This window comes from Ruminiclostridium herbifermentans (assembly GCF_005473905.2).
Classification (GTDB): Bacteria; Bacillota; Clostridia; order Acetivibrionales; family DSM-1351; genus Ruminiclostridium; species Ruminiclostridium herbifermentans.
The window spans coordinates 3,763,821-3,776,420 of record NZ_CP061336.1 but is presented as its reverse complement, the minus strand read 5'-3'; the positions used below and the strand labels follow the sequence as shown (position 1 = coordinate 3,776,420).

11 protein-coding genes are annotated in these 12,600 nt (G+C 31.9%); all 11 read left to right on the top strand.

Annotation, left to right across the window (positions count from 1 at the left end; translation table 11 throughout):
• The first annotated feature begins 210 nt into the window (after positions 1-210).
• The 11 genes from EHE19_RS15095 to EHE19_RS15045 all read left to right on the top strand — a co-directional run bounded on the left by EHE19_RS15095 (position 211) and on the right by EHE19_RS15045 (position 12,515).
• Positions 211-1,935 carry a glycosyltransferase gene (locus EHE19_RS15095; RefSeq protein ID WP_171003533.1) on the top strand — a complete coding sequence of 575 codons (1,725 nt, stop codon included), beginning with the start codon at positions 211-213 and terminating at the stop codon, positions 1,933-1,935.
• A gap of 33 nt (positions 1,936-1,968) precedes the next feature.
• Positions 1,969-2,817, top strand: a complete 849-nt coding sequence (locus EHE19_RS15090; RefSeq protein WP_137696936.1) for a DUF5838 family protein — start codon at positions 1,969-1,971, stop codon at positions 2,815-2,817.
• Between the two features lie 246 nt (positions 2,818-3,063).
• A complete protein-coding gene (locus tag EHE19_RS15085) occupies positions 3,064-4,278 on the top strand; it encodes a site-2 protease family protein (RefSeq protein ID WP_137696935.1) in 1,215 nt (404 codons plus the stop codon).
• 14 nt (positions 4,279-4,292) lie between these two features.
• Positions 4,293-4,667, top strand: a complete 375-nt coding sequence (locus EHE19_RS15080) for a hypothetical protein (protein ID WP_137696934.1) — start codon at positions 4,293-4,295, stop codon at positions 4,665-4,667.
• A gap of 3 nt (positions 4,668-4,670) precedes the next feature.
• Positions 4,671-6,113: a His-Xaa-Ser system radical SAM maturase HxsB gene (hxsB, locus tag EHE19_RS15075; RefSeq protein ID WP_137696933.1), complete on the top strand. Its 1,443-nt coding sequence runs from the start codon at positions 4,671-4,673 to the stop codon at positions 6,111-6,113.
• A gap of 21 nt (positions 6,114-6,134) precedes the next feature.
• A complete protein-coding gene (locus EHE19_RS15070; RefSeq protein ID WP_137696932.1) occupies positions 6,135-7,133 on the top strand; it encodes a radical SAM protein in 999 nt (332 codons plus the stop codon).
• Positions 7,121-8,524, top strand: coding sequence for a M16 family metallopeptidase (locus tag EHE19_RS15065; RefSeq protein WP_137696931.1), 1,404 nt, complete (start codon positions 7,121-7,123; stop codon positions 8,522-8,524). The genes EHE19_RS15070 and EHE19_RS15065 overlap by 13 nt, the downstream gene beginning before the upstream one ends.
• Positions 8,525-8,529: 5 nt before the next feature.
• On the top strand, positions 8,530-9,843 hold the full coding sequence (locus tag EHE19_RS15060) for a M16 family metallopeptidase (protein ID WP_137696930.1): 1,314 nt from the start codon (positions 8,530-8,532) through the stop codon (positions 9,841-9,843).
• Positions 9,797-11,092: a M16 family metallopeptidase gene (locus EHE19_RS15055; RefSeq protein WP_137696929.1), complete on the top strand. Its 1,296-nt coding sequence runs from the start codon at positions 9,797-9,799 to the stop codon at positions 11,090-11,092. Before EHE19_RS15060 ends, EHE19_RS15055 begins: the two co-directional genes overlap by 47 nt.
• The gene (locus EHE19_RS15050) at positions 11,082-11,987 is read left to right on the top strand and encodes a radical SAM protein (RefSeq protein ID WP_137696928.1); all 906 of its coding nucleotides are present in this window, start codon (positions 11,082-11,084) and stop codon (positions 11,985-11,987) included. Before EHE19_RS15055 ends, EHE19_RS15050 begins: the two co-directional genes overlap by 11 nt.
• Before the next feature lie 39 nt (positions 11,988-12,026).
• On the top strand, positions 12,027-12,515 hold the full coding sequence (locus tag EHE19_RS15045) for a hypothetical protein (protein ID WP_137696927.1): 489 nt from the start codon (positions 12,027-12,029) through the stop codon (positions 12,513-12,515).
• The last annotated feature ends 85 nt before the right edge of the window (positions 12,516-12,600 follow it).

Here is a 12,600-nt window from a genome sequence, read left to right as displayed (position 1 = left end):
AAAAAAGAATGTATTTCAAAATCCTTTATCAGCATACTAGAGCAGGAAAATGATGAGACTTCAAGTCACTGCTCCAGAGGAAATTGAGGGACTCTTGGTCGTTACAGTGATAGGTGATAGTGTATATTGCGATAGAAATATTGATATATTAAATTACCTATGTCAAATGTATTACTATTACTAACGATACATGAATGGAAATTTAATAGAATGGAACGTATTAAAACTATTAGTCTTTGTATGATTGTAAAAAATGAAGGTGACATTATTGGGACAACTTTAGATCGAGTTTATGATTATGTACAGGAGATTATTGTTGTCGATACTGGCTCAACTGATGATACAGTGAGGATTGTCAATCGGTATACGGATAAGATATTTAGTTTCGAGTGGTGCAATGATTTCAGTAAAGCACGTAATTATGCAAACTCATTTGCATCTTGTGATTACATTATGAACATAGATGCTGATGAACTGGTTGTGAATCTGGATTTTTTCGAAAAAGTACATAGGTATGATAATACATGTTTTAGTGCTAATATAGAAAGCTGTGTATGTGAACGTAGTCAAAGCAATGACTATGATTTCTATATAAAAAACAGAGTTATAGGGAAGGAAAATACAAGGGTTGTTTTGTTCAAAAACCATGAAGGATTTTATTACAATGGGATTATTCATGAATATTTGTGTGATAAGTTTGGGCGAAGAGTTGGTAAAACAGGTCAGCCATTCTTAAATCTTCTAAATGTAAATTCACCGGGGAGATTAAGAGAAAAGGATATATATTATAATGCTCTTGCAGAGATACAATTAGAGAGAGAAAATAATTCAAAGCGGTCAAGTAATTCCGCAAATTTATATATGAATCTGCTTCATTATTACAGTAATAAAAACGATTATGAAAAATTTGATAAAATTTTTGAGAGATACTCTGAATGTGTTTTTGATAACTATATCAGTAAAAACTTTGTAGAACTGGTGAATAAGCTAATTATAAGAAAACAGTATATTCGTGCAAAATCTATACTTCAGTGGTATCGTAAAAGGTTTGTACAAGATATATGTCTATTGAATAATGAAATCTCAGAGGATACCATTTGGAATACCTGCTATATATATAACGTGATTGAGAAGTATAGGAATTTACAGGAGTGGGAGGAAAAGCTTAAGGGTTTTAGAATACAGGCTAAATCGTATTATTTATGCGGATTGATTTTAAGAAATGCAAATTTCAATAGGGTTAATTTTCTGATTGAATCAATTCCAATTGCTTTTAAATATGGATTTGACTTTTTTGAATTAAGTTGTACATATGAAAGTATTGTTTATAATGATTCTATTATTAAAATACTGTCAGAATATCCTGTTACATTTATTTTAGATATTTATTCTAAGGATATAGGAAATAAAACTTATAAAAAAAATCTTGTAAAGATAACACATACTATAGGAAAGTTTTTCATTCGTATCCACAGTATGAATTTGGATGTAGATTTAATTGAAAGTTATATTGAACAGAGTTTAGCTTTCACTCGTAATTTTATTGTTAACCTTGGTGATGCACTTGAACAGCTGGGACAATCCTCTGTTTATATTGATAATAATTATTTATTCCATCAAATAGAATTAATCTTTAATAAGTTAATAGAATTTTCTATAGCAAAAAAGTTCTATTTGCTGTTTGAGGGAGTTCCTTTGTGTTTAGCTTATAAATGCATAGGGCGGTTTAAGGGGTATATAAAAGAGATAAACACGATTAATGATTATTCACTATATGCAGGGATAAATACACCTGAAGTCTCAGAATGTCATGGGTGTCTAATAAGTAAATGGTGCCTTCCTACATGTCATAATGCGGTTGGTATACTCTCAGGAAAAAATGTACTGACTAAGATTGGATTGATTGATTTAATAAGGGTTAAAAGTATTAGCTGATAATAATCTTTTTGAAGAATTGGAGGAGATATTATGCTGAAGGAATACGAAATACTTGAGCCATATCTTGAGGAAATGTTTTATGGTGACTTAATAACGAATCCTGTTTTAGTTTTATTTTTGGATTTAATAAAAAAAATAGATAATTTTAAACTTGAGTTTACAAATAAGGTTAGCAACGGAATAACCCACCCAGCGAGACTTAACCTAGTCTTTTCACAGGAGTTAATTAGTAAATATAAGGAATGCATGAAGTTTCTCTATAATGTTAATCTTCTAAGAGGTATAAAACTTGATTTGGAAAAGGCATTAAGTCTAATTGAAGGTGCCGACTTTAATAAATTGAAACTAATAAATTTAGGATTAGATTTACATCAGAATCAATCGAAATCAAGAGTCAAGGTATGGTTTGAATTTTTTAACTCACCAAACCTTATTTTCGATGCACTAACAGCCCAAGGCTATAATACTGAAATCTTAAATCTTATTACAAATGAAGATATCCTTTTGGGTATTGACTTCTTTTTTGATGGAAGGTACAATCTGAAAATTCATTTTAGGTATCAAGATTACCAGACAAATAAAATTGTTCAAGCAAAACTGGCAAATTATTTCTGTCAACGTGTTCTTAATGTAATGTCAAAAAGCAGAGGCTTTTATATATCTTTTAGACAGGAAGATTTTAAAAAGTTTCTATATTTCCCATTTGATCATGGGGTACACAGTTTCGTAAACGATCTGGAATTAAGCAATTTGAATCCTGACACAATGAGGTTTCATGAATATAACCCTCATGGTATAGGCTTATACTATGATGATATTCTATCAAAAAGTGTTTCTGAATATAACCTTTATTACTATATTAATAACATGGAGAAATGACATTTCTGTTGTTATATATACAAATAGTAATGGTATTTTTTTAACAATGAGTATAAGGAAGAGAGATCGATTCTATGCAAAAAAATAGTTTTCACTAAGCTTTATAGTACAGAGATAACGGGTCTATATAAAGAATTACTAAGAAATAAGGAGTTTGACATGATAAACTTCTACAAAATCAAAGTAGGGAGCAAAATATTTTATGGTGATGATTTGCGTACTATAATTTTCAAGTGAGGATTTAAAATGTATGTATCTAAGGATTTGAGTTTAAAGTTAAAAAGAATTGATAATTTTGAGATACGGATATTTGATAACAAAAAAAAGGAAAATGTTGAATACATATTAAAAAATTCAAAATATGATATTTATATGGTAATAAACGAATATGACTATTTTATTTGGAATTGCCTTGATGGGACTATGACAATTCAAGATATTCATTATACATTTTATGAAAGGTTTAATCGTGTAAGCGTAAGTTATGTAGAAAATATTATTAATAACTTTTGTGAAAAAGGGCTTATAGAAAATTACGAATGTGATCCAAAAAAGTTCTTGCCAAAGAAAAAGGTACTGGAAATTAGATTTCCTATAAAGCATATAGCAAACTTTTTTGAAATTGTTTACTACAAAGTTGCACACCTTTTTTTTAATAAGATTTGGATGCTTATTGCTATACTTATATCTGTTACAGGATTATTGCTTTACTTTTATATTAAGGACAAACCGCCACTTGTAGATAAAAAATTGACAAGCATAGTCATACTTTACTTTGCTGTAATGATACCGGTATTTTTCCATGAACTGTCGCATGCCTTGTTTTGCTATCATTATAACCGTAAAGTGAAAGAAGCTGGAATTATGATATACATGTTCATGCCAGTGCTTTATGTGAATACTAGTGATATATGGATGGCTGATAGGAAACATAGAATCATTGTCAGTTTGGTAGGACCATTATGTGATTTTTTAACTGGTTCAGTATGTTCGATATTATTTTTTTTCTTTTACGCGCAGTCTTATAGTATAGTTTTTTATCAGGCGGCTGTGACCTCTTATATGAGGATGGTGTTTAATTTAAACCCATTGATGAAATGGGATGGGTATTATTGCCTAATGGACTTAATGGGAATATATAACCTCAAGGAACGGTCCAGCAAGTTTATATTCCATGATATAGTTCCTAAACTTAAAAGGGGGATAAAGTTTACACGTGAAGAATATTATATGCTCATATATGGGACTTTATCTTTGGTATATGTAATGTACTTTTTAGGACAACTCATTATATTGGATTTACAGTTTTTTATCAAGTTTGATATTTCGCATCTTAACCAGAGGGCGATATTGAATTTGCTTTTCCTATTACCAATAATCTTTATGCCTATCAAAAGAATGGCTAAAATTATTAGAAATAGATCAAATGTTGATTCAAAGTTAAATATCAAAAAAACATAGGGGGAATTAATAAAATGCAAAAACTGAATCATATAGGTAATTTTCTTAAGGTATCAGAAAACTCAGCTATTCTAAAGTATAGATCAGACCTTTACAGTATAGATGTATTAAATGGGGTAGCACAATTCATGATTGGTATTTGCAACACTGTTATAACTAAAGACAATGAAGAGAGCGATATAATTACTGTTGAAATTAGTTGTAACCAAAAGAATATAGAAGATCTTGTGTATGAGTTTAACGAGGAGGTAATAAATTACAGCTTTTACAATCAAATGATGATAGAAAAACGAAAAATCAGAGAAACAATTCTAGAACGAGTTTTGGTATGCGCGAAAACCAATTCAGTTTGTAAAAATGAAGATTGCAGCCAAGAAAGGATGGATTGACCATTGGATTATATAGAAAAAGAACTTGAACATAAGAAATATTTGATAAATTTTTATAGAAGTAGGGACATAGGAAATAAAAAGTTGCTTACTACAGATCATGGTACGTGGATGATTTTTAGTGACGAGGAGTACAGACATTTTACAGAGGAAAATATGGACGAAACTCTATATAATGAAGCGGAACAGAGAGGGCTTCTGATTACTTCATCAAATTATGGTAGCATTATTAACCAATACCATAGAAGATATGAGAGTATAGAAAAGGGAGCAGCTTTACACATTATTGTACCTACAATACGTTGTAATCTTAGGTGTTCATACTGCCATTCAGAGGCTGCTTCTATAACTGATGGCAACTATTATGATATGAAAGAAGATACACTGAAGAGAACTCTTGAATTTATTTTTCAGTCTCCAAATCATACTATAACTATTGAATTTCAGGGCGGAGAACCTCTCTTGAATAAACCATTGATTAAGAAAACTTGCGAATATGCTGCCGTATTGAACCAGAAATATAGAAAAAAATATAAGATTGCCCTTATTTCCAACTTTATAGCAATGGACGAAGACTTTCTTCAATTTATTTATGAGAACAAGGACGTCATTCATTTGTGTACATCTTTGGACGGACCAGAATATGTTCATGACCAAAACAGAAAGTATGTGCACCGTGATGTAGGAACATACAAGCAGGTTACATATTGGATTAAGAGGTGTTTTGAGAAAGGTATAAAGGTTGGGATGTTGATGGTGACAACGAGACAATCCTTACCATATTGGAAGGAAATTATTGATGAATATGTGAGATGGGGGCAAACAGAGATACAAATAAAACCATTGGATTATCTAGGCTATGCCGTAGAAGTGTGGGATACTATTGGATACACCATGGAAGAGTTTATTGATTTTTGGAAGAAATGTGTTGATTACACATTCGAATTGCTGGGCAAGGGGGTTTATATTGCTGAGAGATATGTGGTTTTAGCTTTTAAAAAAATTCTTACGAATAAAAATGTTGATTTTCTAGATTTAACAAATCCATGTGGAGCTATTAGGGGACAGGTTGTTTACAACTATAATGGTGACATATATTGCTGCGATGAAGCTAGGGTTATGGACGATTTCATAATTGGTAATGTATTTGAGGATAACTACAATGGCTTGATACAAAAAAGAAAATCTAAGGAGATAATAATGGCTTCGATTGCAGAAGGATATTATTGTGACTCCTGTGTATACAAGCCGTTTTGTGGCGTTTGCCCTGTTTTAGGGTATGCACAACAGAGAAGTTATAACATTAAGCTTAATAAAACTAACAGGTGTAAAAAGAATAGAACTGTGTTTGATTATGTTTTTAATAAGATAATATATGAACAGGCAAGTGTAAAACAATTCATTATGGGATATATGTTGCAAAGCAGGTTAGATAGACAAAGTTAATAAATAAAAGGAGTGTTGAAAATGTTTGTTTTTGATTTAAAGGTCGGTTATAGTTGCAATAACCAGTGTGCTCACTGTATTATCGAGTTGAACAAAAATCAGCTAAAGCAAATAAAAAAACCGCTAGATAGGACAACTTCCGAATGCATGCAGGAAATAGATGAATCATACAAAATGTTTGAAAACTCTGCTGAGAAATACCATGAGATAGTTATAACTGGGGGAGAGGCTACTATTCGCCCAGACTTTATAAATTTGTGTGATTACATAATGAACAAGGGAATAAATAGAATTCAACTGCAAACGAATGGAAGAAAGCTTTCTGATATGAATTTTGCTAAAAAATTGGTTTCATGTTATCCCATTTTTTTCACAATTGCTCTTCATGGTCCCAATTCCGATATACATGATAAAGTGACGAGAAAAGCTGGTAGTTTTGATGAGACTGTAAAAGGCATTGAGAACATAGTCAGTTTAGGTGGAAACATTATTGGGAAAATTGTATTGTCTAAAATTAATTTTTCTTATCTGAAAGAAACAGTAATGCTGTTTGAAAGTTTAGGAGTTAAAAGGATTAATATTGCTTTTCCACATTCGGGTATAAGAGATGAGAGATTTTTTAATTATGTTCCCACGTACAAGAGTATAAGGGATAGCGTGGTGGAAACTCTTAATTATGCAAAGGAACATTTCATGGACGTTGATACTGAAACTGTGCCATTTTGCTTTTTGGAGGGATATGAGGAATTTGTTGCAGAACTAAGAGCTAAAAATTATAAGATGATAGGGGATCCTGTAAACCAACCAAAATTTGACTGGAAGAAACTGCGAATCGAAATTAAATCAAAAGCAGATATATGTAAGGAATGTTTAATGAATATGTTGTGTGAAGGGGTATGGGAGGAATATATCTCCAACTATGGACAGGAAGAATTTGTTCCTTTAACTGATCTAAAAAAGTTCATGAGTGCCTTAACTAAAATACAAACCCTTCAGGAGGCAAGACAGTGCAGAAAATAAACTCCGACGCACAGGGGAATGTTTTATTATCGCCTGACACAATTAAAGTAAAAAAATTATGGATTTCTGTAGTATTTGGGTTGGTTCTTATTGGGTATTATCTACTGGGGAATATCCATACCTCAATGGATACCTATATTCCCAAACTTAACAAATACAATTTTGAAAATGGTCTAAGTGTAGTAGAGGTAGATGGAGGAAAGTCTAACATAATTACTTTTGTTGGTGCAATTAAATGTGGTTCATTGTACCAGAATAATGATAATAGGGGATTGTTTCATTACTTAGAGCATATGCTAATTTTAGAACCAGGGATACAGAAGCAGCTGCAGGAAAATGGGGCTGTGGCAAATGCTTATACTTCACAAGACTATATGATATTTAAAATAAGCGTTCAAAAAAGGTTTTGGAAGCAAGGTTTGGGCATTCTAAAAAAAATGATGATAAATCCAAAATTGGATAATGATGTATTTGAGAAGGAACGCAAAGTTATATTATATGAAGCACAACATCGTACAGCAGAAATAACAGATACCATTTTCAGTGATATTTTAAGCAAAAGTTGGGGGGAAGATTCGTATAAATTGGATATAATTGGAGATAGTGATATAATAAATAATGTAGAAATTAAGGATTTATATACTATCTGTGAGCATTACTTTGTACCATCACGTGCACTTGTTGTGGCTTCTGGCGATATTGCCGGATTTGACATTAGGAGAGAAATAGAGAATGAATTCGGGGAATGGGCTGGTGAAAACAAGATTATTGAGCCAGAAGGTGTGACAAAAAAATTGACTGATGAAGGACAAGTATTGTTGCCTGTAGATTCTGAAGGCATATATACTACACTGCTTATGGTATGGAATGGACCTGGACTTTCAGATGATGAAAAAGATGCATGTATAGCAGACGTTTTTTGTGCTGCTGCATCCGATTCGAATTCAGCCTTTTATAATGAAATTATGAAGAATGGATATGTTAAAAGGTTTTATGTATATTATAAATCTGAAAAGCATGATGGACCTATTGTAATATATGCTACTGTAAAAAAAGAGGATATTTTAAAAGCGAAGGAACATATAAAAAGTGTTGTTCAAAATAAGACAAACTACTACTTCATAACTAAAGAGCTCCTCCAGCGTACAAAGAATAAAATAGTATATGATTGGATAAACGCATTTGAGTGCCCATCTGAAGTAGCGAAATTAATTGCAATAGTATGGGCGTCAAAAGATTTGGAGCATGTAGAGAAATACTTGAAAATTGTTAAAAAAGTCAGCAGAAACGATATTGAGAATTTTGGGGAGAAATACCTTATATCTAGTGGATATATTTGGGGTTCATATGCAAATCCCCAGTATTTGCATACACTAAAGGAGGAGAAATAAGTACAATGAATCGTATAATTTCAGTGCTAGCATCCCTTGTGTGTATATGTATATGGTTTACTGGCTGTAATACTTCTCAGAGTAGTGTGTATGAAGAATTTAGTTACAAAAACATAGATATAATACAAATTAAAAATGATTTGAGCAGAAATATAGTAATGAGTTTTTACTATAAATGTGGGTATGATCAGGAAATTTATCCAGAAGAAGCCAACTGGTATATAACTAATATAATGTTAGGTTCAGATACAAAAAAGTACTCCGCAAAGGAGATTAAGACCATTATGCAGGAAAATGGGATTAGTATCACAAGCGGGTACAACCAGAACTATGGTTCTATAACAAGTAAGTTCCTATTGAAGGACTACGATTTGGCAAGTGATTTGCTTAAGGAATTGGTATTCGAATGCAGTATTACAGATAACGCGTTTAAAGAATGTCAGAATAATTACTTAACACAAGCTTCAAAGACTTTAACGAGCGAAAAAGTTTTGGAAAGGATAAAAAATATTTATTTCGGAAATGAAGAACAAAAAAGTTCGAATATTGATATAAAAGAGAGTAGCAGTCAATTGGAATTAAGCTTGGATTCATTAAAAAAGTATTATGAACAAAATATAAAGAGGGGTAAGCTTAGTCTGGTCGTTGCAGGAAATATTCCTAAGAGCCGAATTTTAAAAACTCTAAAAGGTATTTCTCTTTCACAGAACAAAGAAAATGAATACATTAGCGAGCCACCTATTTCTCAAGAAAGTAAAAAAGTATATTTTATTGCTGAAGGTGAAAAATCAATAATTACATTAAGCAAATATGAAGCGGTTAACAGCCGTGACATAATCGATTTGTACTTTATCAGGGGTTTATTGGAAAAAAGGTTGAATGATAATATCAGACGGAAGATGGGGGAAGCATATATTGTTAATGTCTCTGTAGAAATAGGAAAGCCAAGTACTCTGATTATTAGGATTGTCAGTAATGAACCTGAGGTAGTAGGCAGAACTTTGAAAGATGAACTTGACCGATTTGAGGCAAAAGATATTAGTCAACAGGAACTAAAAATTGCATATGAAAAGTTTATCACAGAATTTTACCTTTCTCTTGAGAAAAAAGAAAGACTAGCTACTTTCCTAGGCTCAACACATATACTAGGCTTGAATTTTAAAGAACTGTTTTCAAATCCCGATGAAAAGGTCAGTATTGATCCTAATAATTTGAATGATATAATTTGTGAATTGAAATCAAATATGTGTTATTTTGGAGTTGGGAATTATAGTGAAGTTGAAAAAAGCAGGTTTGAAGGTGTTTTTGAGGAGAAATGACAATATGGGGATGAAGGTATATAAAAATATATTATCTAATAAAGTTAGGACAATATTGACTGTTAGGCCGCAAACAGATATTGTAGCTATTAAAATTTTTATTAAGGTTGGCAGCATTAATGATGGCAATATTTATGGCATAACCCATTTTTTGGAGCATATATTGTTTGGCAGCTCAGAGGTATATAAAGATGTTTTCTATGAGATGGAGCGTTACGGTGGAGTAATTAACGCAAATACTACACGGGAGTATTTAACATTGTATACAGTTATAGGACAAAAAAATGTATACAAAGTCTTACCACTTATTTTAAAACTTATTTTTGATTTTAAACCTACTGAAGATGATATTGAAAAAGAAAAAAAAATAATCCTTCAGGAAATTATGATTTACCAGAATTCAAGTGATGCAATGTGGGATTTGTTTGCATTGAATTACTGGCAGCATAACCCTTTACGAAACCCTATAAGAGGATACAAAGATTGTATAAAAAATATTGACCAAGAGCAAATAATTTCTCATTATCGTGATTATTTTTATCCGCAGAATATAGTTTTTTCATTTGCAGGGGATTTGGATTTTGATGAACTTAACTACTTCTTGGAAGTTAACATGGCAAAATATGAATTAAGAAAAGGAAATATACAGTGTAATGCGATGAAAGAAATAATTAAACCTGGGAGAGTGTATGTAAAAAGGGATCTTATGCTAACTCATGTATTCACTGCATTTCCTATACCAGGTTTTTTATTTCCGAAACGTCATTATTTTAAGGCTCTCGCCAAGCTACTTGGGGAAGGTAGCTTTTCAAGGTTATATAAAAACTTAAGGGGAAAAAATGGATTGGTTTACTCTGTTGAGGCAAATGTACTTACTTTCAAAGAAGAGGGAGTGTTCTTGATTTATACAAAGTGTAAGTCAGAAGATTCAAAAAAGGTAATAGAAATAATAGATAAAGAAATAGAAATTATAAAGGAAGAAGTTGTAACAGATATGGAACTTGACTTTCTAAAAAGCAGTTATTCTGGAGGAATAGCAAGGAATTTTGAAACAGCTTTATCAGTTTGCAGTATTTACGGAATTGAAGAGATACTTACGGGGGAGATAGTAATTTTTGAAGAGGCTGATAAAAGGTTTAGCAGCATTACGGTTGAAGACCTTCGTTCTACTGCTAAAAATTATTTTTCAAATCCAAGAAGAATAGTAATTGGGAATGTTTTAGAGGGGGAAGAAGTGAATGGGGGTTAGTTATGTTACTTATAAAGTGACTTTGAAGTGTAACTATAATTGCGATTTTTGCTACCAGAGCAGAGACTTTGATGATGATCTGGCGATTGATGAAGTAAAAAAGGCTATTTCAAAGATAAGACGGGAAGGCTGTGATATGCTTCTGCTTTCTGGTGGAGAGCCACTAATGCGTCCGGATATAGAAGAAATTATCAGCTACGCTACAAAAGAGGGACTAAATACAAAAATGGCAACTAATGGGGTATTATTAAGTAAATCCAAACTTGCTAGTCTAGCAGATGCTGGTCTTGATGATATATATATCAGTGTTGGTGATATGACTGACACTAATAGGCTTGAAATTTTGAGAAGAACAAAAGAAATGTTCAAAGATTGTGGAATTATTAAGCCCATTTTAGGTGTAAATGTCATTACCAGTAAGAGTTTTGTGATAAATATTGATAAGTATATGGAATGGCTAGAAAAGCTTGGAATAAAAGTTGTCTTTCTGTTGCTTCCTAAGCCAGGTTTGGATAACTCTTGGTTTGAAAGAGAGAGATTAACGTTGCCTCTCTATCTCAAACTGTGTAAGGACATATTCACATGGAAAGAAAAATTCATAATTCACACAGATTGCTCTTTTTTGCTCTTTAGAAGAGCCATTTCTTCAGGAAGTAAATCAGATTCTGAAGATGAGTATAAGTGCCCTGGTGGTAAGAATGGTTTTTTGTTAGACAATGAGGGCTATGTGTATCCGTGTTCACGATTTGATGAAGGGCAATTTTGTGCTGGAAGCATACTTCATAAAGACATCGAATCTTTTATGCAATCGGATGGGTTTGAAAGATTTTACAATGTGTTAAAAAAAGAAAGTTCTTTATTTCCACCTTGCTTACAAAAAGTAAGAAAGCATTAATGGTATAATACCAAATAATTTTAAAGGGAGAGTAAAGAAATGAGGAAAATATTATTCTTAATGTTGGCAATGTCTATATTGATTTGTGTGGGTGGATGTAGCAATAAGAAAGTGGAAAGTGTAAAGGCTAAAGTGACAGACAATAAGTTGAATGTTAATCTTGACTTCAACAGAGTAAGTTCTGTAGACGATTATGTCCTTACTGTAATTGAAGAGGATGGAAAGCTAAAAACTACTTTCTCCAATCCTTATGACTTGAATGTTTTAGGTATGCCCAATTTAGAACCCCCATCATTAGAAAATCTAAATGAAGGTGGAACCATACAGCTATCAATAAGTATTAAGAAGCTGAAAGGAACTGTTGAACTAAGCATATTGGAAAATGATGAGGTGATTCAAAATATGTTGGTTGAAGATGAAAAGAATATTGTAAATGATTTAAAGGTAACTCCAGGGAAATATACAATAAGGCTAAAATTGAATGAAGCTCAGCTTCAAGGGAAATTTTTGTTTGTGCCCATAAAATAATTAGGAAATTGATATTATGGTTTATTTTTCAAAGTTTGACCGATTTATATGTATTCGCTTTAGTAAAGGGAATAGTTAATTAGGC